General features: G+C 53.0%; 16 protein-coding genes. All 16 read left to right on the top strand.

Annotated features, from left to right (window positions below; genetic code table 11):
* The first annotated feature begins 84 nt into the window (after window positions 1-84).
* The 16 genes from SCARR_RS14210 (at window position 85) to SCARR_RS14135 (ending at window position 24,102) form a co-directional block, all read left to right on the top strand.
* Entirely contained in the window at window positions 85-2,157 is a 2,073-nt protein-coding gene (locus SCARR_RS14210) for a glycoside hydrolase family 127 protein (RefSeq protein ID WP_136062343.1), read from the top strand.
* A 101-nt stretch (window positions 2,158-2,258) separates the two neighbouring features.
* Entirely contained in the window at window positions 2,259-3,851 is a 1,593-nt protein-coding gene (locus tag SCARR_RS14205) for a hypothetical protein (protein ID WP_136062342.1), read from the top strand.
* A 22-nt stretch (window positions 3,852-3,873) separates the two neighbouring features.
* A complete protein-coding gene (locus SCARR_RS14200) occupies window positions 3,874-5,541 on the top strand; it encodes a sulfatase (protein ID WP_222846326.1) in 1,668 nt (555 codons plus the stop codon).
* Entirely contained in the window at window positions 5,538-7,019 is a 1,482-nt protein-coding gene (locus SCARR_RS14195) for an alpha-1,3-galactosidase-related protein (RefSeq protein WP_136062341.1), read from the top strand. The genes SCARR_RS14200 and SCARR_RS14195 overlap by 4 nt, the downstream gene beginning before the upstream one ends.
* The gene (locus tag SCARR_RS14190) at window positions 7,016-7,228 is read left to right on the top strand and encodes a hypothetical protein (protein WP_136062340.1); all 213 of its coding nucleotides are present in this window, start codon (window positions 7,016-7,018) and stop codon (window positions 7,226-7,228) included. Before SCARR_RS14195 ends, SCARR_RS14190 begins: the two co-directional genes overlap by 4 nt.
* Before the next feature lie 232 nt (window positions 7,229-7,460).
* Entirely contained in the window at window positions 7,461-9,662 is a 2,202-nt protein-coding gene (locus SCARR_RS14185; RefSeq protein ID WP_136062339.1) for a beta-glucosidase, read from the top strand.
* Between the two features lie 299 nt (window positions 9,663-9,961).
* The gene (locus SCARR_RS14180; RefSeq protein WP_136062338.1) at window positions 9,962-11,278 is read left to right on the top strand and encodes a putative glycoside hydrolase; all 1,317 of its coding nucleotides are present in this window, start codon (window positions 9,962-9,964) and stop codon (window positions 11,276-11,278) included.
* Window positions 11,279-11,732: 454 nt separating this feature from the next.
* Window positions 11,733-12,686, top strand: a complete 954-nt coding sequence (locus SCARR_RS14175) for a metallophosphoesterase family protein (RefSeq protein WP_136062337.1) — start codon at window positions 11,733-11,735, stop codon at window positions 12,684-12,686.
* Window positions 12,687-12,762: 76 nt separating this feature from the next.
* Window positions 12,763-14,658: an autotransporter outer membrane beta-barrel domain-containing protein gene (locus SCARR_RS14170; protein WP_136062336.1), complete on the top strand. Its 1,896-nt coding sequence runs from the start codon at window positions 12,763-12,765 to the stop codon at window positions 14,656-14,658.
* Between the two features lie 108 nt (window positions 14,659-14,766).
* Window positions 14,767-17,412, top strand: a complete 2,646-nt coding sequence (locus SCARR_RS14165; RefSeq protein WP_136062335.1) for a glycoside hydrolase family 3 N-terminal domain-containing protein — start codon at window positions 14,767-14,769, stop codon at window positions 17,410-17,412.
* A 98-nt stretch (window positions 17,413-17,510) separates the two neighbouring features.
* On the top strand, window positions 17,511-17,954 hold the full coding sequence (locus tag SCARR_RS14160; protein ID WP_136062334.1) for a hypothetical protein: 444 nt from the start codon (window positions 17,511-17,513) through the stop codon (window positions 17,952-17,954).
* A gap of 53 nt (window positions 17,955-18,007) precedes the next feature.
* On the top strand, window positions 18,008-18,322 hold the full coding sequence (locus SCARR_RS14155) for a hypothetical protein (RefSeq protein WP_136062333.1): 315 nt from the start codon (window positions 18,008-18,010) through the stop codon (window positions 18,320-18,322).
* A gap of 69 nt (window positions 18,323-18,391) precedes the next feature.
* Window positions 18,392-20,050 (top strand): DUF3472 domain-containing protein, encoded by a 1,659-nt coding sequence (locus SCARR_RS14150; RefSeq protein WP_136062332.1) that lies wholly within the window; start codon window positions 18,392-18,394, stop codon window positions 20,048-20,050.
* Window positions 20,051-20,232: 182 nt separating this feature from the next.
* The gene (locus tag SCARR_RS14145) at window positions 20,233-21,675 is read left to right on the top strand and encodes a sulfatase (protein WP_246044498.1); all 1,443 of its coding nucleotides are present in this window, start codon (window positions 20,233-20,235) and stop codon (window positions 21,673-21,675) included.
* A gap of 2 nt (window positions 21,676-21,677) precedes the next feature.
* On the top strand, window positions 21,678-22,862 hold the full coding sequence (locus SCARR_RS14140; protein WP_136062330.1) for an FN3 domain-containing metallophosphoesterase family protein: 1,185 nt from the start codon (window positions 21,678-21,680) through the stop codon (window positions 22,860-22,862).
* On the top strand, window positions 22,852-24,102 hold the full coding sequence (locus tag SCARR_RS14135; protein ID WP_168433313.1) for a Gfo/Idh/MocA family protein: 1,251 nt from the start codon (window positions 22,852-22,854) through the stop codon (window positions 24,100-24,102). Before SCARR_RS14140 ends, SCARR_RS14135 begins: the two co-directional genes overlap by 11 nt.
* The last annotated feature ends 39 nt before the right edge of the window (window positions 24,103-24,141 follow it).

Raw genomic sequence — 24,141 nt, 5'->3', positions numbered from 1 at the left:
CCTGTTATATATGCAGTTTCCGCACGGTTCCTGTTTATAGATTGATCATGCAGGAGATTGTTAAATATCAGGGAGGTTTTGTTCATGAAAATTTGCAGCATAGTTGTGGTGTGTCTTGTCGGGGTCGCATGCCGCGCGGATAAGAGCCTGATAAAAATTGATGGAAGCCCCTATGCGAAAATGCAGAACGTCGGGCTGGATGAGGTGAAGATTACGGGCGGGTTCTGGAAGCAGCGGCAGGAGGTGAACCGGAAGGTTTCTTTCGAGTTGCTGTGGCAGCTGGCAACTGATGAGGAGAAGGGCTATCCGCTGAACAATTTCAAGGTGGCCGCCGGGATCAAAGCAGGGCGGCATCAGGGCGTGGCATGGGAAGATGCCTGGCTTTACAAGTGGATTGAAACTGCGAGTTATATCTATGCGTCTACCGGCGACCGGGAAGTGCTTGGGCGCATCGGGTCCGTGATTCCAACCATTGCTGCTGCGCAGGAAGACGACGGCTATATCGCCACGCAGGTCAGTGCCGGAAAGTATAAAGAACGTTGGCTCTCTCCGCATAACCACGAGTTGTACAATATGGGGCATTTGTTGACCGCTGCGGCGGTTCACTACCGCATGACCGGTCAAACGGACCTTCTGGATGTCGGGAACAAGGCCGCGGCTTTCTGTTTAAAGCAATTCAAGGAACATCCCGATGTGATGTGGGAATATCCGTACAACCCATCCATCATCATGGGGGCGGTTGAACTCTACCGGGCAACCGGCAACCGGGATGCGCTCGAACTGGCCATTCATGTGGTTGATCTGCGCGGGGCGTCCTATCAGGGAACGGCCGAAAAGCCGGACTGGGGCCGTCCGGGATGGGGCATGAAAAATTATAAGGGCGGGACGGATAATTATCAGAATTATATTCCGCTTCGTAAAGAAACAGAAGTGATCGGCCACGCCGTGTTTTTTACCTATCTCTATGCCGGCGCGACCGATGTCTATCTTGAAACCGGCGACCGTTCTCTCCTTGAGGCACTGGAACGTTTGTGGGGCGATCTGACGGGAAAGAAAATGTACGTAACCGGCGGCGTGAGTCCGGTTCATAAAAGCCCGGTTACCCGAAATTTTTATGGGGATCAACGAAAGGTATATGTAGGCGATACCGTTAACGAGGGAGTCGTGGCGCCGTTCGATCTTCCGAATGCCACGGCGTATAATGAAACCTGCGGCACGGTGGGCAATATGATGTGGAACTGGCGGATGCTGCAGGCTACGGGGAATCCGTGTTATGCGGATATCATGGAACTGAGTTGGTATAACTCGATGCTTGCAGGCATGGAGGTGGATGGCGACCACTGGTCTTACACCAATCCGTTGCGCTGGCATGGCGCAAAGCATGAACTGTGGAGCCACGACTTCCATCGTCGCCATGTACCCGGCCTGGAGCATATTTGCTGTCCGACCAACCTGTCGCGCAACCTTGCTGCATACCACGCCTACCTCTTTTCGGTCTCGAAGGGCACCCTTTGGGTGCACCATTTTGCCGATTGCGAGGCGGCGCTGGAAAAGCTGGGGCTGAAACTCAAGATGACTACCGACTATCCGTGGGACGGGAAAATCACGTTTTCCATTGATGACGCTCCAGAAGAAGCGGTCGCATTCAAGCTGCGCATTCCTGCATGGACGGGTAAGGTTTCTCTCAGGTTCAACGGTAAAAAAGAAGACGTGAAGGCGGAGCCGGGCACCTATGCCGAAATTTCCAGAGTTTGGGAAAAGGGTGATGTGCTGGAACTCAACCTCGAAATGAGCGTGCGCCTGCTTGTTGGTAATTGCCGCACCGAACAAATTCGCAACCAGGTTGCCGTCAGCCGTGGTCCGGTTGTGTACTGCCTTGAGTCGAACGATGTGCAGGGCGATGCTGCTTTCGAGCAGGTTGCGATTGATGCTGACGTTGACTTCGAATCCGAATATCGGTCGGATCTGTTGGGGGGTGTCACCGTGCTGAAGACCTCCGCGAAGCTGGTGCCTAAACCGGATCAACCTATCTTCGGGCAATACGGAGATATTGCCGATAAGGAAGCAACGACGGTGAACGTGGAGCTGATCCCGTATTTTGCATGGAACAATCGCGAAGAACCGGAAATGAGCGTGTGGCTTCCGATTACCCGCTAATGCATCAGAATTATGAACCACGAAATACACAAATCACACGAAAGCAGGGTTTGGGCGCTGTAAGGTGTTTTCGTGATTAAACTACAGTGAACGAGGTTGTTGTGAGAATTTTTACTGTTATAATTTTGGTTTTTTTGAAGGAGGCGGTCTGTGCCGCTTCTGACATGGCTGATTCTGCGTATTTCGGTATTGCATCCATCTGGACGCACACCAACGACGATGTGGAGGAGTTCCCTTTTGTCAGGGTGCTTCAGGGGGTTACCTACTGGAAGAAGTTGCAGCCGGTTTCCGCGGATCAGTTTGACTGGTGTCAATTCGATCTGGATATGAACCGGGCGGCTGAATTGAAGAAACCCATGGTGATCCAGATTAATGGCGGTGCTCCGGAATGGATTTTTGCCGAAGTGCCGTGGGTCGGAGGAACGGCCAGGAATTGTCGCGCACCCCAGTTCTGGCACCCGATCTACATGAAACATTACTGCAATCTGCTGGAGAAGGTGGCTGACCGCGTAAAATCTTCTCCGCACAGAAAATGGGTGCTGGGGATCCGCGTTCAACCTAATGCCTTTAATACCGAAGCTTGGCGGTGGGATTTTCATCACGGCGAAGTACTTAAAGCGGGCTCCACCATAGACCGTAGTCAATGGAAGATTCTTGAAGACGGCAAATGGGTGCCGGCCGGTGATGCCATTTATCCTCCGCGATTGGAAGACGATGATTATGCGGTAGCGAAGCAATATTTCGCTGCTGTTGTTCGTGCATACAAAGAGGCATTTCACCCCTTGGGCATATATACCTTCATTCGTCCCTGGATCAGTTTTGAGTGCGGGCTGGGCAATGAATGGATGGATGAACATGTTTACACCTCGCCTCTGATGGTTGTTATGGGGACGGAGGCCAGCGCCAGTCATTTTAAATACATGGCCCCTCGGGCGCAGGATTATAAACGGCGTTGTATAGACCGCGGCATGATTGGATATTACGAGGATGTAAAAAACACGCCTCATCAAATGAGTACGCGGACCCGGAAAAAATTTCCGGCCGGTGCCACCCAGAACGATGCTCAGGAAATATATTGGCGGCAGTTGTACAAACTTTATCTGGGGGTGACCTACAGTGCTACCTATGAGCAGGATCTCGAGCGCTACAGGGAACCGGGATTTTCCGAAGCATTCAGACTCTTCAATAAATATGCGGGCATGTATCTATATCCGGACAAAACTCCCGGGGCATTTGTTGTATTGTGTGAATTTGACGGAAATAAAGAATCACTGCGAAACATCGGCTATTATATTACGCAGATTGATCCTGATGCGGTTGAAATTGTCGGGCATGTAGATGCTGATTATCGAGGATACTCAGCGGCCAGACTTACCAGTGAAAAGATGTCATTTCGGGTTGATAAAGCATTTGCTGCTGAGACACAGGGGGAGACCGTGAAAATAAATGTAACCTGGTTGGCGGAAAGGGGGAATGAATGGCAACTGCAGTTTAGACATAATAAAAGAATTAAAACAAGCGAAGTGGTGTCCGGCTCCAGCGGCCGCTGGAAGGTCCAAAGTTTTATAATATCCAAAGCGGATTTTCGCAGCGCCAAAGTTGATTTTGTTATATTAAAAAAATCAGGCGAACCGATTTTCCATATGATTGAAATTGAACGCACAAACCCTCAGGTCGTTAAAAAATTTAATTAATGAAATAAGAAAAGGTTTACTGATGAAATATGTAACGAAAGCAACCGTGTTACTTTTGGCGTTGTTAAATTTGACAGCGGTGGCGAATAAACAAAATTCGGTTGCGATGACCGGCAACACCGGTTCAGACAAACCAAACATTCTCTTCATCGCGGTCGATGACCTTCGACCTGAGCTGGGCTGTTATGGTTCAGATTATATCAAGAGCCCGAATTTGGACAAGCTGGCCTCTGAGGGCATGCGATTTGAACGAGCCTATTGCCAGCAGGCGATTTGCGGGCCTTCGCGAGCCAGCTTGATGACCGGTTGTCGGCCGGAAACCATTGGTGTGATTGAAAACAGCGCCTACTTTCGCACGTTGAATCCAGACTTGATTACGCTGTCACAGCACTTCATCAATCATGGGTATGAGAGTGTCTATTGCGGAAAGATCTTCCACGGAAATTTGAAGGACGAAGAACTTTCATGGAGCCGCAAGCCTGCTGTAAGCCGTGCAGGAGTAACGCTTCCGCAATTTCCGGGGGGCTATGCCGTTCCGGAAAACCAAGCGATCTTCCTCCAAAACCGCAAGGCCATGCTGGCGAAATACGGTAAGGAAGGTTCGGTCGGTCTGATTCACGGGCCCGCTTACGAAGCCGGGGAGGTGGAAGACGACGAATATAAGGATGGGTACAATACGCAAGTGGCGATCGCCACGCTGAAAGATCATTTGGAAAAGAATCCAGACAAACCGCTGTTTATGGGGCTTGGTTTTTACAAGCCGCATCTGAATTTCATTGCGCCGAAGCGTTATTGGGATCTGTACAATCCCGCCGAGATCGAGCTGACAAGCCAGACTCATCCGCCGAAGGATGGCGCGGCGGTCGGTTTGCATGAGTCGTTCGAGTTGCGTGTTCGTCACGGTATTCCTAAATCAGGAACGATTCCGGATGACCTGGCGCGAACGCTCCTGCACGGCTACTATGCCTGCGTCAGTTATATTGATGCCCAGATCGGTTTAATGATCGAGGCTCTGGAAGATGCCGGTATCCGCGATAACACGATTATCGTGGTCTGGGGCGATCACGGTTGGCATCTCGGAGAGATGGGGGTATGGGGCAAGGCCACAAACTATGAAATCGGAACCCGGGTTCCGCTGATTGTCTGGACGCCCGAGATGAAATCCCGCGGTGAAGAGGCGGATTCCATCGTTGAATTAATCGACCTCTACCCGACGTTGTGCGATCTCGCGGGGCTGCCGATCCCCGAGCACTGCGAAGGGGAAAGCTTCAGACCTGTTCTGGACGATCCCGAATTTAAAGGGAAAAACATGGCCATCAGCCAGTTCCCGAGCCCGGCGTTGCGCGAATGGGCGGCCAATCCGCTTTCGGTCGGAATGCGTCAGACCTTCTTTGGCCCCCTGATCGAACAGGTGGAGGGGCGGATCAAGACTCAGGTGGGCGATGCATGGGATCGCAACCTGTTTGAAAACTACCTGATGGGCTATGCCCTGCGAACCGACCGCTATCGGTTGGTGCTCTGGCTGGATCGTCGCGACCCTCAGGGAGCATCTTATGGAACAGAACTTTATGATCTGGGTCAGGATTTGAGTGAAACGGTCAATCTCGCCGGAAAGCCGGAATACGCGGAGGTTGTAAAAGAACTTTCATCCAGATTGTTCCAACAGCTTAAGATTGGAGGAAGAAAATGATCGGTCGTTTGGTTGCATTGGCACTTATGTGCGGAGCGGGCGTGCTTCATGCGGAAGAGTTCGAAAGCTGGGTCCGTGCGGAGGTGGCATCGGGTAAAAAGACGATTGTGCTCCCGAAGGGGACGCATCATGCGTATGCCAAAAATGGAATACAGCGCACCCTGCATATTTCGAACAACAATGATGGAATGAAGCAGATTCTGTTTGATCTTCAGGATGCCGAAGATCTGGTCATTGACGGCAACGGTGCGGAACTGATTTTTCACGGCCATATCATTCCATTCTATCTCAAGAATGCAAAGAATGTGACGATCAAAAACCTGACGATTGACTGGGAACATCCCTTCTTCAGTCAGGGCGAGATTGTGAACGTGGGCAAGGGCTTTTTTGATGTCCGGTTCGGTGATGAATATCCGGTGGGCATTCGCGATGAACGTTTGGTCTTCCTTAATCCCGACCTGCCTGAACCGATGGACTTCAACAATATCAACATCGTGAACCCGGAACTCGGTCGGCTGGTGTTCAAGAGTCAAGACGAATATGGTGTCGGAAGCGATCACACAGCCGAACTGCTGGAAAAGAATTTAGTGCGGCTTCGGTCGCTTCATATTCTGAGTCCGCTGAAGCCCGGCCATATCGCCGTATTCCAATATAATGACCGTTCCTCTCCGGGATTTACGGTGCATCGCAGCGAAAATATCCACCTTCAGAACATCACCATGTATCACGCAGCAGGGTTCGGATCCATTTTTGAAGGCTCTCGGAATATTTACATTGATCGGTTAAAGGCTGTCCGACGTCCGAACTCGGGCCGCTGGTATACAACCCATCACGATGTGACCCATTTTGTGGAATGCCGTGGGGATATTCACATCACGAACTGCCGCTTTGAATTTCAGGGGGATGACGACTGTAATATTCACGGCATATTCCGTCCGGTCATGAGGAAAGAGGACGACAAGACGCTACGGACTCGCTTGAATCATTTTCAGCAGATGGGAGTTGATACCCTATTTATGGGAGACATGATCGGGTTTCATGATGCCGAGACGCTCGAACTGCTTGGGGAGGGGAAACTGGCCAAATTCATGGATCGCGATCCGGCTCAGGAAGACAGGCTTGTTTTTGAAGATCCGCTTCCGGATCTCGATTGGAAAAACGTGGTCGTTACCCTGCGTGCATACGACACCGACGTGCAGATCAGCAACAACCATTTTTCCAACCACCGCGCGAGAAACCTGCTGATCAAAACGCTGGGAAAAGTGAGAATTCACGACAACTATTTTAATGTGCAGGGTTGTGCCATCAAGATCCGCAGTGAGGCAACCAGTTGGTACGAAGCCGGCGGTGTCGAAGATGTTGAAATCTACAACAATGTCTTCGACCAGTGTAATTCAGGCGGGTTTTCGCAGGCGACCTTCCATATTCATGCGACGCTGATAATTACGATAGTGAAGTTCCGATTCATAAGAATGTGAAGATTTATAACAACAAAATCATTCAGATTTTCAAGCCGCTGATGGTCGCTGATCATGTTGAGAATCTGGAGTTTTACGACAACGAAATCAGTGCCGGCAAGGACTATGCATCTTGGTTCAAAGGCAAGGCCGAGCCTCCGAACATTCGATTCGGTCCCGGCGTGACCACCGGGCGATTCCAGAAACTGGACAACCGGTCGGCTAGATGAATTATGAATCGTCGTATTCATAAGAAATAGTCAAATGTCTTGAGGCGAACACATCGTCGCGTGAATTTCCAGGTTGTGGCCATACAGCCAGTTGATCTTTCCTGCAGGGGTTTGCCACTCTCTGCAAACGAGAAATGAAGGAGCGAAGAACGCTTCATGCAGGGCGAGTTTACTCCTGCCCAGACTAAATGGGTGAATCCCACGGATTTTTAAAAAAAGGTAAAGGAACAGGATGAGTGAGAGACATAGAATTGGACTTGGAGTTTTGTTGGCGACTTTGGTCGGGGTCGCTTCCGGAGCAGGGGAGCCATGGCGCGATACTTCATTAGAACCGGAAATGCGTGTTGCGGATCTGCTCGGTCGGATGACGACAGAGGAAAAGGTTGGACTTTGTTTTGGATCGTTTGTTTCCGGAGGTATACCGCGGTTGGGTGTCGAGCCGTTGATTCTGGCTGATGGTCCGGTGGGCATCCGTTTGTTGCGCGATCCAAAAAAACTGACCTCTACGCACAAAAAACATCAAAATGCAGGAGACGGCGAGGTCGTGACGATCGGTGCCGATACCGCGGCGCGGACGACGGCATTGCCCGGCGGTCTGGCTTTGGCGGCCTGCTGGGATCGCGGTCTGGCCGAGGAGTATGCCGCCGTTATGGGGCGCGAGATGCGTGCGCTTGGAAAGCATGTGTTGTTGGCTCCGGGGATCAATATGATGCGCGATCCGCGTGGCGGGCGGAACTATGAATATTTCGGTGAAGATCCATACCTGACGGCGGAAATGGCGGTGGCCTATGTTCGCGGCCTTCAGAAGTATGGTGTGGGAGCAAACCTGAAACATTTTGTGGCCAACGAGTGCGAAACCTTTCGGCACTATACCTCGGCAAAAATGGATGAACGGGTGTTGCGCGAAATCTATAACTATCCGTTTGAGCAGGGCATTCGCCGTGGAGGCGCATGGAGCCTGATGACCGGGAATAATTTATTTGCCGGCACCCATGTTTCTGAAAACTATGACCTCTTAACAACGTTGCTGCGGGACAAAATCGGTTTTGATGGTGTGATCCTGACGGACTGGCGTTCGGCCTATCGTACGGAAGCGTCTGCGAAGGCAGGACTGGATATGTCGACGGGCTTTTGCCGCTACGTTTATGGCGAAGGCAATCTTCTCAGGGCGGTAAACGATGGAGTCATCTCAGAGCAGGATCTGGATCGAATGGCCGGTCGGGTGCTGCTTCTTTATCTACGGGTCGGACTGCTGGGCGACGATTTACCTGCGGGTGGTCTGGATACAGAAAAGAATCAGGCTGTTGCCCGTCAGGTGGCTCGTGACAGCATTGTGCTGCTGAAAAATAAACGTGCGCTGCTGCCGGTTCCGGGGTTGAAAACCGTCCTGTTGTGCGGTCCGGCCGCGGATGAGGTTATTATGGGAACCGGTTCCGGCCTGGTGAATGAGGGGGCCGGAAATATTTCCATTAAAAAGGCGCTGCTTTCAACGCTGGGCGCGACGGCAGTTGTACATCGCGAAAGCGTTGCAGAAACTACCGATGCGGATTTAGATGCCGATCTGGTGGTGTTTTGTGCGCACGATGGCGTCGGTGGCGAAGGCGCAGACCTTGAACGCTCAACGCTGCCGGGAACACAGGCGGCAGACATTCGGGCTCTGGCGGCACGTACCGACAAGCTGGTGGTGGTGCTGCAGTGCGGTACGAGTGTGGATACAACAGATTGGGATGATGGCGTCGATGCGTTTGCCGTAGTTTGGAACGGCGGACAGGCCTTCGGCGCGGCCGTGGTGGATGCGTTGACTGGAAAGGGCGATTTTACCGGTCGGCTTCCCTGCGTGTTCGGCAACCCGGTATCCGATTGGCCGGTGGCTGGTTCCGGGGCAGAGTGGCCGGCAAAGCGGGTTCATCAAGGAGATCTTCCGACGAATAATTATGGCAAGGATCGCCCGCAGGTTCATGGTTTTGATGCCGAATATAAAGAAGGGCTTCTATGTGGTCATCGTTGGTTCATTGAAAAGGGAATTGCTCAGCGCTATCCATTCGGCTTTGGACTCAGCAGAACGACGTTTGAGCTGCTCGAGGGCACGGTTGAACCGGTCGAAGAAGGATGGTCTGTGAACGTTGCTGTAAAAAATACCGGAAAGGTTTCCGGTATGTGTACGGTACAGCTTTATGTGGAAGATTTGGTTTGCAGCGAAGAGCGTCCTTCGCGGGAACTGCGCGGCTTTACTCGCGTTCACGTTGAGCCGGGGCAGACGACCCATGCGGTCATGAATCTGCGTCGAAATAATCTCTGCTTTTACGATGTCTCCCGGGACGCCTGGAAGTTGGAGGCGGGAAAATTTGTTCTCCACGTTGGGACTTCCAGCGAACATCTTCCAGTAGGAATGGAAGTGGATGTAGAACACGATCAGTGGTTTGTAGCGCCCTGATGTGCCTGTTTTTTTTTGGCATAACGCTGCAAAGGATTGTAGTCGTAATCGCAAAACTCTGAAGGCCTGCATGCGTTAAAAATCGTGTGCGGGCAAGGGATTTGTAGTGCACTGGTCGATGGTGTTTTTGTCGTCATTTTTTTAACCGAATGAACGCAATGTATGCGGTGTGTGGTCATACGACCAGCAGATCTTTTGCGCAGATATTTGCAAACCTCTGAGAGCAACAAGAAAGAAGGTTCTGGGGAAGAGCTCCCCTGCCTTTTTTTCTGGGTGAAGAAATAAATAAGGAAAAATGCATGAGAAAACTATTTGAAGTAGCAATCGTATTGACGATCACTGGTTTTTCGATGAATGCAATGGCCACACAGATTTTGCGGAATGGCGGCACGGATCTGGCGGCGAATGGGGCGGGCGACGTTGTTCCGGAGGCACCCCATGTTGCGGAGAGGCATGCGAAACCATGGATGCACACCGAAACAAGGTTGCGACTGTTTGCACCGGCCTGGCGGGACATCGGAGAACAATCGCCAACGGAAGCGGCAGGCAGGTTTGAAGTCCTGTATGGCCATCTTGATCCGAAGCCATTTCATGAAGCAAATCCCGATGTGAAGATGATCAAGTACCTTCTGGGGCCCTACGTGAACAAGAGAGAAGTTGCCAGACTCCCCTCCGACGCCATGGGGCACAATGCGGATGGGAATATAATCAAGGCGCGGAACTTTGAGAACTGGGTCGTTGTTCCAGACAATCCGCATTGGATCGACTATGTTGTTCAATTCGCCAAGAACCAATTTGATCTAGGCTACGATGGAATCTTTACCGACAGTATGGGTACGGGGCCCGTCGGAGGCAACTACCTTCACTCCAAGCCCATTAACCCCAATACCGGCCAAGAATATACTAAGACGGAGTGGATGATGGCCGAGTCAAAGATGGCTCAGGCGATCCGTCAAGTCATTCCCGAGGATATGATGCTGACGATGAACGGATTGGCGCGCGGAACGCGTTACTGGGCGGAGCCGGTTGAAAGCAGTCCGCGAGTTTTACTGGCCCATTACGATGGTGCCATGTCGGAGCAGATTTGGCGTGAACCAAAATCCGAATTGACCTCATGGCCTTCGCTGGAATTGTGGATGAGCGAAATCGAAATGATCAAGGATGTGGAAAAACGCGGATTGATGGGATTCTGGTGGACAAAGTGTTGGAGCAACGGCAACACATCGAACGATGAACCCAATGCCGATGTTCTTGTTCCGCAGTGGCGGCGTTTCGCGCTGGGCTCTTACCTGCTCGCGGCTGGGCCAAACAGCTATTTCAACTTTGACACGAAGAAGAAGGACCAGCCTAAGAGCAATGCCGCTGAGTATTATGTCGAATACGATGCGCCTCTTGGCGTGGCAATCGGCTCGATGGATCAGTTTGGCGGGACGAAAGTATATTATCGCCGGTTTGAAAACGGTTTCGTTGTGGTCAACCCGGATGGCAATGCCGTCAACGGTGTCGAAATTCCCGGAACCGATGGCAAGACGTTCAAGTCATGGGGCGAGGATAATTCGGTGATATTCCCCTTGGACGTTAAGGCACACACGGGGCTTATTTTGACAAGGGACTGATGAGGTCGCTGAAGGGTATAGCGTCAATGCCCAATCTATTCATCGGGCGTAACCTGACAGTCCTGATTCGCATTGAAAATCTCTGGGGTTGTGCCGGGGAGTTCAATCGCCCGGTGCTGTGGCCATACGGCCAGTAGATTTTTTTCCAAGCATTTGCCAGTCTCCACCAACAACTAAGAAGTACATTCATCGGGCAGTTAGCCACATCGGCAAGGCTGTGTGGATTCCAACCAAAACATTTTACATCGTGCGAGAGTTTGAATATGTGGCCGCCGGGCGGGTGCCCGGCGGTTCCATCGGACTTGTGCGGGCTTCGACTCGGAGTATGCAACACCTTAATCGTGTGCGGGCGATGGCTTGACGCGACCCTGGTTCGCTCTCCGGTCTAGGGCTGTAAATAATTCAAGCTGGTGAATTCTGGGGAAACGAAAAACTATAACTGATTCGGAGAAGTATGTATCAAATATCATTGATCTATTTGCATGTATCAAAGCGCTGGCGTCCAGCGGCTTTGGCTTTGTTCACAGCCATTATCCTTGCCGCGTCAGGCGCAGTTGCTGCCACCCAAGGGGTTACCGTAGCCGTGACCGCCGACGTTTTTATGCCGGATGTTCAAGTTGTGTCCGATGTAATCATGGCGAATCCTTCGGTTTCCGCCGTGTTGCTGGCGGGCGACACATCCAATGACAAAACAACACCGGTTGAAAGCTATAGGGAAATATATAAGGGCACCTATGATCGATTCATTTCCAAAATTTATCCATGCCCTGGTAATCACGATGCAAAATCCGAACCGCCCTTCAGTGGTTACTGCGAATTCTGGGGGGAAGCCGCTCACGCACCTGAGATGTATTACAGTTTTGATCTAGGCGGATGGCATGTCGTGAGTCTCGACAGTGTGACCTTCGTTGTTGGTGGTGAAAAGGCCGACGCTCAGCTCGATTGGCTCAAGAAGGATCTCGCCGCAAACCCCAGGGCTCCAACGCTGGCTTACTGGCATTATCCATTGTTTTCTAATGCGAAACATGGTGGATATCCCAAAATGAAACCCTTGTGGGATGTGCTTTATGCTCACGGTCCTGCTCTCGTGATGACCGGGCATAATCATGTCTATGAACGGTTTGCTCCTATGAATTCCGTAGGGGAGAGGGTGCCGGAAACGGAAGGAATTCAGGAGTTTTTGATCTGTCCGGGCGGAGCACGCACCGTTAATAACGAATCCAAAGAGACCAGCGGTCCACGATCTGAAAAATTCGAGGGAGGCACCCAGCACGTTGGATTTTTCACCCTGTTCCCTAATGGAGCATTCTCCTACGATATTCTGAGCGTAAGTAGCAAAGGCGCGACGGAAGTTGTAGATAAGGGAGCCGGAAACCTTCTGGGAGGCCCCATACCCGCAGGCAATTAGGTCGGCATAGGAAAAGGCCCGGAATCGGCATGAATGGTTCGTTTCAGACCTTTGGGGAAATATTATGGAGAAAACGATGAGAAGATTTTCAGGAGTAATAATCGCATCGGCTATGGCCGGTTTGGCGATGCACGCTGCGGCCACGCAGATTATGTGGAACGGCGGCACGGATCTGCTGTTCAGTACGGGGGCGAACTGGGAGGGCGGCGTTGTTCCGGGGGCGTCGGATGAGGCGAAAGGCCGAGTAGGCCTGGCGGACTTGATTGTCATCGATTCCGATCAGACGATCACTAAGCTTACGGGTGGATCGAGAAGCGGCGGCGGGTACAAAATCGAAAATGGTACCCTGAATGTAACAGGTCTTTATGTCGACGGAAACACGGCGGGTGCGGACTGTCTGACGGTGATCGACGGCGGCACGCTCAATGTGTCGGGCATCTCAAGAATGGGGCTAGGAGGAGATAATGATACCGGAACGACCACGGTTCAACTGAAGAGCGGAGTGTTTAATTCTGCGGATGCGGTTACCGTGGGTCAGGAGAGTACTGGAAATCTGGAAATATCCGGCGGAACGGCAACCTTCTCCGGTTCGTATCTTTGGCTTGGCGGTGACTCGGGGACAACAGATGCCCGGAACGGAAACGGAGTTTTGACTCTTTCCGGTGACGGGGCATTGAATGTGCTGTCCGGCAACGTGATTGTTGGCAAACGATTGGGGGAGGGCACGTTCACGATGAACGATTCAGCCAGTGCTGTGTTTATGAATCTTGCAATCGGTGATGTATCTTTTGTCGGTCAGGAAGGGACGGGAGCGATGAGCCTTCTGGGCGGCACATTGAATGTGAAAAGTGATTTTGCTGTGGATAACGGTAGTGTGCTGATTGATGCGGGAACGTTGGTCTGGGATGGCGAACATGTCGCTGATTTTTCCGCATTGGTGGCAGCGGGGGATATCAGTTGGACCAATGGACAGTCCATGCTTTCTGACTCCTATGCGGCCAGTTGGACGAACAATGCGGCTGTTCTGTTCGTAGATTATGATCATTTGAATGCAGGAAAAACAACGGTGTGGGTATCCTCGACTGAAACGATGAATTCTTCTGTTGTGATTAAAGGCATATCGCTTGCGATGCTGAATGGAACGAATAGTGTGGTGAGATGGCCGAGTGATGCCTCGGCCAAGTATGTCATTCAGAGCCGATCGAATCTGGTTGAAGGTTCGTGGAGCAATATTGAGTCCAATATTCCCGGGAATGACGGCGCGATGGTCATCACAAACGAGTTAACTGAACCGCAGGCCTTTTATCGAATTATTCTGGATCAATTCAATGATCCGACGATCAACTCAAATAGCACGGTAGACATCCGCACCCGCGCCCGATTATTGGGCTATTTGTATGCCGAAGGAAGCTGCGCTAATCCGTTGGGTGATGGTGATAAATTTGCCATAGGGGTCAGCGATGCTCAGAATACACGGGCGTTGTGGTGTGCGCAGCAGATGGAAGAAAAAGATTTGCTGACCATCGTGTCATCTACCGATTCGCGGATCGTGTTGAAAGATCTCCCCTGGGATATTCCGTATGCACCGGTTTCGTGGAATACAAACATCTATATGACCTTTAGTGAGGGGCTTCCGCATGATCCGGATAATCCAGGGCAATGGGCTCAGGAAGTCTATAGTTCTCAGTTTATTGCCGCGCTCATTGAAGGCGAAGGTTCGGTTGACGGGCTGATTAATGATCAAGCAGGGTGGGGGAATTATACGCCTCATATTACCGAGGTATGCGATTTGCTGAACGAACCGGAATATGACTGCGATGCATATTTGGCCAATAGCGGCAAGAGTGTGTGGATTCCAACCAATACATTTTACATCGTGCGAGCATTTGAATATGTGGCCACCGGGCGGGTCCCCGGCGGTTCTAGTGGACTTGTGCGGGCTTCGACTCCTCCGGAGTATGCAACACCTTGATGGTCTGCGGGTGACGGGCTGGGGCTTGTGAAGGATGGATCTGTTGTTCTGCTTGTAAGCGGTGGTTAGCAACGAGAGTTTGTAGTTAGGCAATGAGAGGAATAGTGAATGAAGAAGATCTTTTGTGGATGTGTATTTGGATTGATAAGTCCTGTGTTTGTTTTGGGGCAGATTGCGGAGAATGTGGTTTCCGGCGGAGCTGTGGAGAGGGTAAATCCATTGCCCGGCTCGCGGCCGCCCATCGAAAAAGGATTCCAGCCGGATTGCCTGAATCCATCGGACATGCCGGAAATCTATCGCGACGGTTGGATCGATTTTAACAAGGACGGGGAAAAGGATCCGTATGAAGATCCGGCGGTTGCAGTTGAAAAGCGGATCGATGATCTGCTTTCACAGATGAACGTCGATGAAAAAACCTGTCAGCTGGTGACGCTGTACGGCTATCCGGCAGTGCTAAAGGATGATGTGCCAACCCTGCAGTGGAAGAATGAGGTTTGGAAGGATGGGCTGGCGAATATCGACCAGCATTTGGCAAAGAAAACTCCATATGTTTGGCCGCCTTCAAAACATTCGCGTGCCAAAAACGAGACGCAGCGGTTCTTTATTGAACAGACGCGGCTGGGCATTCCGGTTGACTTTACGGTCGAGGGGATTCATGGCCTTAAGTATAACAAGTGTACGAATTTTCCTGAACCGTTGGCGGTGGGTGCCAGTTGGAATCCTGCCGTGGCGCGCGAGATTGCCCGGATAACGGCACGCGAGGCCAAGGCGGTTGGCTACAGTAATGTCTATTCGCCGATTCTTGATCTGTGCCGTGATCCGCGCTGGGGGCGCGTTCGTGAAAGCTATTCCGAAGATCCATTTCTTGCCGGAACGATGGGCGTTGCGACGGTCAAAGGAATGCAGGGCGAAGGGATCGCCGCGACGGCCAAGCATTTTGCGGTGTATGGTATTCCCAAGGGAGGGCGCGATTCCGGCGTTCGAAAAGATCCGCAGATTGGCCGCCGCGAAATGCAGATGCTGCATTTGGAGCCGTTTCATATGGTCGCACAGGCTGGCATTCTTGGGATGATGACTTCGCACAACGACTATGATGGCGTGCCGATCAATGCCAGCCACGAATTTCTTACAGATATCCTGCGCACCCAGTGGGGCTTCCAGGGGTATCTGGTTTCCGACAGCGGCGCGGTATTGCGCACGCACTATGAACACCGAACGGCAGAAACCTACAAGGAGGCCATCGGAATGGCTGTGAATGCTGGACTCAATGTGCGAACTGATTTCACACAGCCGGACTTATATGTGATGCCGATGCGCGAGTTGGTGGCTGAAGGGGAGATTCCGATGGAGCAATTGGATCGGCTGGTTCGCGATGTGTTGCGCGTCAAATTTCGGGTGGGGCTGTTTAATAATCCCTATGTCGTCGATCCGGCTGGTGCGGATCAGATGGTGCGCAATGAAGCGCATCGTAACAGTGCGTTGGAGGCCGCCCGTGAATGCGTGGTATTGCTCAAAAACGAGAACGACTTGCTACCGATCAATACGGATAAATACAAGCGCATTCTGGTCGCCGGTCCGGTCGCCAAAGACGAGGTATTCGGTGTGGGAGGCTATGGGCCGTCGGATACGCCGATGGTTACGATGTATGACGGGTTGAATGCTTTGCTGCCGGAAGGCAGTTCGCTGGTTTACAGCAAGGGTTGCGATTTTACCGACTCCCGCTATCCGGTTTCCGATGTAATGCCCGAAGATCCGTCCGGCAAAGAACTGCAGATGATTGACGCGGCTGTTCAGAAAGCCGCGGATGCTGATCTGGCGATTGTGATGGTTGGGGATGGAGACAATACTGCTGGAGAGTCCAGATCTCGCCTTTCGCTCAATTTGCCCGGCCATCAGGAGGCGCTGATCAAAGCGATTCAAAAGACCGGTACGCCGACGATTGTGGTGTTGCGGATGGGGCGGCCGGCCTCTATTAACTGGACTGCGCGTAATGTGCCGGCGATCCTCTGCGGCTGGGCGATGGGCGAGGCCACCGGAACTGCCATGGCTGAAGCGTTGTTGGGTAAAATCAATCCCGGTGGAAAATTGCCGTTTACAATTCCACAGTCGGTCGGGCAAATCCCGCTCGCATTTCCTTCGCGTCCCGGCTCCAACTGTGGGCATTCGCTCAATGCAAGATGGCTAAAGCAAGGCTTTAGAGTCGGGAAGAACCGGTTGATGGGGCCGTTGTATCCATTTGGGTTCGGTTTGAGCTACACGGAGTTTTCTTATGCAAATGCCACTGTAAAGCCGCGACCCGACTGTAAGGTTGAAGTTTCTGTTGATGTCACGAACAGCGGAAAGGTGCCTGGCGATGAAGTTGTTCAATGCTATCTACGTGATGACTATACCTCTGCCGCTTGCTATGAAATTATGCTCAAAGGGTTTGAACGGCTGACGCTTAAGCCGGGTGAAACCCGAACCGTTAAATTTTTGCTCGATCGCAAATCGATGCAGATGGTTGATGCAAACCAGCAATGGGTTGTCGAGCCGGGCGTATTTACGGTCATGATTGGACGCGACTGCGAACGGATGGAAGCGCGGATTCCGTTCGAGGTTTATGAAGCGAATGGCGAGCTGACTACGCGAGAGCTCAAGGCATCAAAAGAGAATAAAAAACCGGTGGCTCCCGGCAATCGTCACAAAAATATTTATCAGGGAGAGCTTCACAAGGACGAGGGCCGGGTCGATACTGCCCGGAATGCAGGCGACTAAATAGGCCGTTACCGAATATGAAGAAGCCAGGTTTTAAAGCGTGAAGTTTTTGTTAAGCACATCACAACCACTGGGCACGTCTGGTGATAATGTTGTCGATGACGCTGATTCTTGTGGGTGTCGGTCTGATCGGTGTGATTTATGCCGGTGCTGGCGTCATGGATAAGTTCAGTACATTGAATAAATCCGCCAGGCACATGGACAGCTACACAGGCGACCGCGGCTTCGACAGCGCAAACGCCCGAACCGACCTCGAAGAACTCGGCATCATCAATGCCATCTGCCCCCGTTCCGTGCCCCTGCTCAAGGAGAAGCTTGAAGACGAAGGCTTCTGCTTGCTTCAAAAACGAAGGGGATCAACCGAAGGCCGCATCGGCATCTTTAAGAACGCCTACCTCGGAACGCCCTTGCGAAGCAAAGGGTATGAGAACCGAAAAACCCGCATCGAATGGTGCATCCTCGGCCACAACCTCTGGAAGCTCGCCGCCATGGCCGCGCAGAAGCGTGCCGAACTCGAAGCTGAACTTGCCGCCGCGGCATAATCCAACCGGAACCAGCTCCCTCAAAGACAGGCGTGCGCCCTGGCTCAGCCAAAATGGCGCTTTTTCAGGAACCCCCAGCCGATCCCACCTATGATGCCACTTTTTTTTACCGTTCTTTAGAAGTGCGGGATCTGTGCGATTTAAAAACTCACTCTGCTGGGACAGGCTCGACTTATGCGCAGTTTGCGAGCAACCTGAATTCCCTCGAAACCATCGTTGCCATGATTACCTACGATGGTGCGAACACCAGTATTCAACTCGCTGATTCGGATGAAACGCTAACCGCCTATACCTTTCGCCGGCCAGTTGACGTTCGACGGGATTGGTATTCAGAGCACGCACCATTCGACTCTGACCAACGGCATTGATAGTATTTATGTAAGCAAATAGTGGCAATCGAGATTCATTTAAAATAATTCCAAACAGGAAGAAAATTTATGAAGAAGCCAATCCTTTGTTCCTTTGTAGCCGCTACGTTTGTGCTCTGCGCACACAGTAGTCAGCAACGCGCGCCAGTCGAATGGATTCCGGTCTCAGAACTTGGCGATAATATGTTCCACATGGCGCAGCGAACCGCCGATGCGCGGTTGCTGCTCACGCCGAACGAATCTTTTTTTCCGAAGCTTGGACTGCTCGCCGAGGGCGAAGGGGAGCTGCCCGTGGTTGATCCCGCGTTGAACAAGGGCACCAACTACAAATGGATTTCGGGCTGGGAATCCGGTGATGCCGCGGAGTGGGGGCTCTGGATCGAGAAACCCGGCACGTTGAGCGTGCAGATCGATATGGAAGATGCCAAGGGGACCTATGTCCTGTCGTTGTCCGGTCAGGAGCAGAACCTGTCGGGCAAACCGCTTTCATTCAAGATCGGCAAATCCGGAATGCATGTATTGCGGATAACGTGCAAGGATGAAGCGGGTGCGGCGAAGCTGCATGCGATCAAGGTTTCGGGAGCTGCGGCCGAAAATGCGGCGGTGCTCCGCAAGCGCTGGCGCCCCGCGGCGGCGCACACCCGCTTTTCCAGTTCACATGATCCTGAAGGTGTTCGCCTGGTCATCATGGAGATGGATGCAAAACCCGGCACGTTGGATTTTTATGCACCGATCACCACGCCGTTTGGATACTACGGCCCCACTTGGAAGGCCAACGGTTTGGTGAACACGGGATTCAATTTTTCACTCTGGAGCTTCGGGCGCGGAAAGGAAGAACCGCCCATTGAAAAACTTTCGCATCTGATTGCGATCGGCGATCCAAACGCGAAGTTTAGTGGCTTCAGCCATGAAGGAACGGGCGTGAAAATTAGGGGCTGGAACCCGCTTGAGGGTCGGCCGGGGCAGCGTCAGGCCTTCGCCATCCGCATGGAGCCGGGGGAGACCTACACCACCTATTTCACCTATTTTTTTGCGACCGATGAAAACCGTTGGCGCATGTTTGGCGTCGGCAAGACCTGGAACAAACGCAAGCCGAAGGACACGTTGGGCATCGGCAGTTTTGTCGAGGTGCCGGGCCCGCCTACGCGGCAGCGAACGGGGCCCTATGAGCGGCGGATGCGGTATCGCGGCTGGGTGGTGGACGGCAAGGGAAAGCTGCATCCATACGACCGAATGAGCGAGGGCGATATCGACAAGGCGACCGGCTTGACGCACACAGACCGTGGGCTGACGGACGACGGTTGGTTCTATCTCCAGACCGGTGGCTGGGCCTTCCGCAAGACGGATGGGAAGGAGCCGGTCGTGTTGCCCCCGAAAACCGTCCATCGGGTGGGCTATCTTTCCGCTGCGGATCTCAAATTTCTCCAAACCGTGCCGTGCGAAATTGCCGGAACCGGCATCAAACAAACCTCCTCCGGTGCGAAGGTGTCGTTCAGCATCCGCAACCTCGGCAAAAATCCCGAAGTGAAAATCTATTGGGGCGAGGAAGAAGGCCTGACCTTTTCCGATCGTTGGAAAAACAGCATCGACGTAAAAAAATCCCGCGAAGGAGCGAATAGCGTCATGATCGATGCGCCAGCGGGGAAACCCCTGTTTGTGCGCCTGTTCCTCAAAAACGGCGAAGGCCAATTCTGGTCGATGGATACGCTCAAGATTCAGGGCCAGTAGGGGACAGGGCTGACTCACGGCCATCGTCTCATGAGAGATGCTCCGTTTATCGGCAATTCGATTTGACTAACCAAACAACAGACGGACAATAGGTATTCTATAAGATAACTCGAAAAGGGAAAGTTATGGGTAGGGATCAAGTCAGGCGTTTACTGGGGTTGGGAATTCTTCTTGTGGGTGCAATGCAGGCGACGCCCCGGCCAAACGTGCTGTTCATTATTTCGGACGACCTGACGGCAACGGCGCTTTCGTGCTACGAAAACAAGGCGTGCCAAACGCCAAATATCGATCGGCTCGCCGCGCAGGGCACACGCTACACGCGCACCTTCTGCCAGTTTCCGGTTTGCGGGCCCTCGCGCGCTTCGTTCATGTCGGGCTACTATCCGCATGCCACCGGCAGCCTGGGATACAATAGCGGCAGGCAAAATATCGGCGACCGCGCCACCTGGAGCCAGCACTTCATCAACAACGGCTACCACGCCGCGCGCGTCAGCAAGATCTACCACATGGGCGTCCCCGGCGACATCGTCAAAGGCTCCAATGGAACCGACGACGAAGCCTCGTGGGTGGAACGCTTCAACAGCCAGGGCCCCGAAGTGATGGCGCCCGGCGATGGCGAACGCCTCGAAGGCAATCCGGATGGAACCCGCGGCTACGGCAAGGGCAACCACCTTGAATATGTCAAAGCCGAAGGCGGTGATGAGGTTCATTCCGACGGCAAGACCGCAAAGAAGGCCTGCGAGCTGCTGCGCGAATACAAGGGGATCGGCAAGCCCTTTTTTCTCGCGGTCGGATTCGTTCGTCCGCACGTCCCGTTTGTTTCGCCGCGCGCGTATTACGAACCCTACGACTGGGACAACATCGTCCTGCCTGAAAAGGTCGCGGGCGACTGGGACGATATTCCAAAGGCTGGAATCAACTACCGCACCAGCAAGGGCATGCAGCTCACCACCGAAAAGGAAAAGAAAGCCATCGCCGCCTACTATGCCTCGGTCGCCTTCATGGATGCGCAGGTCGGCAAGGTGCTCGACACCCTTCGCGAAGAAGGTCTTGAAGAAAACACCATCGTCATCTTCACCTCCGACCACGGTTTCCATCTGTGCGAGCACGATTTCTGGATGAAGGTGGGATTGATGGACGAATCATCGCGCGTGCCGCTCATCATCAAGGTCCCCGGCAAGAAACCCGCCGTCTGCAATTCCTTCACCGAGCTGCTCGACCTCTATCCAACCGTCTCCGAACTCTGCGGTCTCGAAGTGCCCTCGCGGCTTCAGGGCAAAAGCCTGGTTCAAACACTGGACGATCCATCCATCTCCGTGCGCGATGCGGCTTTTTGCGTAAACAAGAACAGCTATCTGCTGCGCACCGATGAATGGGCCTACATCCAGCACGGGAAAAACGGCGAACTTGGCCTCCAGCTCTTCGACATGAAGAAAGACCCGAAGCAATACACCAATCTCGCCGAAAACCCCGAATATGCTTCCGTCGTTGCGCGCTTCAAAAAGCAGCTCGGTACCAAGCTCAAAGAACTCAGCAGCAACGACCTTGCCGACGTCCGTGCAGCAAAGGCTGCCGCGAAAAAGGATAAACAGAAAAAGAAACGACAGATAGGAACAGTCAAGTGAGCATGAATAAACGAAGTTTTTTGGGGACGACGGGGTTGTTGGGTGCAGCGGCATTGGCCTTCGCAAACGAGGAGAGGGTTGGCGAGGGGAATGCCGCATCCTTGGTTGGCGTTGGGCCCTATCTTCAAAACGTTGATGACACTGGCGCGACGGTGATGTGGCTGACCAACGTGAAATGCCACTCCTGGGTGGAGTGGGGCGAAACCGATGCGCTTGGCAAAAAGGCCCAGATGATCGTCGATGGACAGGTTGCTGCCAACAACACGCTGAACAGAATCAGGCTGGCCGGGCTGCGGCCGGGGCGGCGCTATTTCTACCGGATCTGCTCGCGGGAAATCACCCGCTACGGGCCCTACAAGGTCGAGTGGGGGCGGCTTGAAAACTCGGAGATCAAATCCTTTGAAACCGCAAACCCGGATAGCGATGCGCTGAAATGTATTTTCTTCAACGACATCCACGACAACCTTCCGTTGTTCTCGAAACTGGTGGAGCAGGTCGATGGCCTCGACTACGACCTGAGCATTTTCAACGGCGATTGCTTCAACGATCCTGCCACTGAAGAAAAGGTGCTGCGCAGCCTTGCCACCTACAATCAGGGAATCAACGCCGCCTCGACGCCGGTCGTCTATCTGCGGGGCAACCACGAAATTCGCGGCGCCTATTCCCGGCAATGGCCCGGTTTGGTGGACAACCCCGGCGGGAAGCAATATTTTGCCCTAAGCCGCGGCCCGGTGCGGTTCATCTTTCTCGATTGCGGCGAAGACAAGGCCGATAGCCACTGGGCCTATTCGGGCCTGAACGATTTCGAAGGCTTCCACCGCGAACAGGCGGAATGGCTGGAGCAAGAGATTGTAAAGCCGGAGTTCACGCAGGCGAAATACCGCGTGCTGGTTCACCACATCCCGATCTACGGTCTCAATCCCGATAGCTTCAATCCATGGAAAACCCTATGGGGCCCCATCCTCAATCGCGCCGGCTTCGATATGTCGATCCATGGACACACCCACAGGGCCGCCATTCATCCGCCGCACACCGCAGGCGACCACAACTATCCGGTCATCATTGGCGGCGGGAAGAAAATGGGAGACGGAACCGTCACAATTCTAGAAGTGAACAAGGATGGGCTGTCGGCCACGATTCTGGATGCCCACGGAGAAAAAACAGAAGGATATCTCGTTGAAAAATAACAAAATATTGAGAGTAGCCGTCATCGGGTGCGGGTCGAGAGGAACGAGGTACGCAAGGCTGGCCTCGAACCTGCCGGAACAATATGCGCTTGTGGCCGCTGCCGATCCGGTTTCGGAGCGTGTGGAACAAATCCGTGCGCTTTCGAGCGACTCAGGTTTTAAGGGCTATCCTGACGCCGCCGCCTTGCTGGAAGATCGTCCATCTGCCGATGTGGTCATGGTTTGCACCCAGGATGACGACCATTTTGAACACGCCATGGGCGCGATGGAGGCGGGCTATGACCTGCTGCTGGAAAAACCCGTCTCCAACTCGATGGAAGAAGTTGTCGCCATTGAACAGAAGGCGGTGGAGCTGCGCCGCCGCGTTGTGGTTTGCCATGTGTTGCGCTATTCCGCCTTCTATCTGAAAGTGAAGCAGTTGATCGACGACGGGGTGCTCGGCGATCTGGTGTCGGTTCATGCCGCCGAGGGGGTGGGTGCGTGGCACTTTTCCCATTCGTTCGTTCGCGGGCATTGGGCGGTCATGGAAGAAACCTCGCCGATGATCCTGGCCAAATGCTGCCACGACATGGATCTGCTCCATTGGCTGATCGGGCGGGAATGCCGTTCGGTTTCCAGTGTGGGGGCGCTCAACCATTTTAAAGCCGACCACGCGCCGGCGGGTGCTCCGGAGCGTTGCCATCAGGGTTGTCCGGTGGCGGATGATTGCATGTATAACGCGAAGCATTATTTAGAGGAGTCCGGCAAAGGTTGGTTGGCCATGGTGTATGATCGTGCCCGCACTGCGTCCGACGGGGAAATCCTCCAGTGGCTGGAAACTTCGCCGTGGGGGCGCTGCGCGTATCGGTGCAACAATACGGCGGTGGATCACCAGGTGCTGGCCATGGGGTTCGATGGCGGCATCAGCTGCTCCTTCACCATGACCGCGTTCGATACCGGGCGCGGCATTGAAATCTATGGAACCAAGGGCCGGTTGAAGGGCGGGGAGTTTGTCCATCGCAGCGGCGGCGTGGATATCATCGTCGAAAACCACCAGGGGGAAACCCTCGAAAAAATTGATTTCGAGGATCACGGTGGCCATCTGGGTGGTGACGAAGGGTTGGTTGATTCGCTGTATGCGCGTATGGTGTGTTGGTCTGTGGACGATGTCCTTGCGGAATTCCGGCAGGTGGTGCATGGGCATCGGATGGCTTTTGCCGCTGAAGAGGCCCGGCAAACGGGGACGGTTGTTTTTTCATGAGCCAGAAGTGGTTGGTTAGGAATTGGTAGGAATTAAATT

Origin of the sequence: Pontiella sulfatireligans (genome assembly GCF_900890705.1) — a bacterium.
In the GTDB taxonomy this organism is placed as follows: domain Bacteria; phylum Verrucomicrobiota; class Kiritimatiellia; order Kiritimatiellales; family Pontiellaceae; genus Pontiella; species Pontiella sulfatireligans.
The sequence above is the reverse complement of the archived record's forward strand: the minus strand, read 5'-3'. Positions and strand labels throughout refer to the sequence as shown.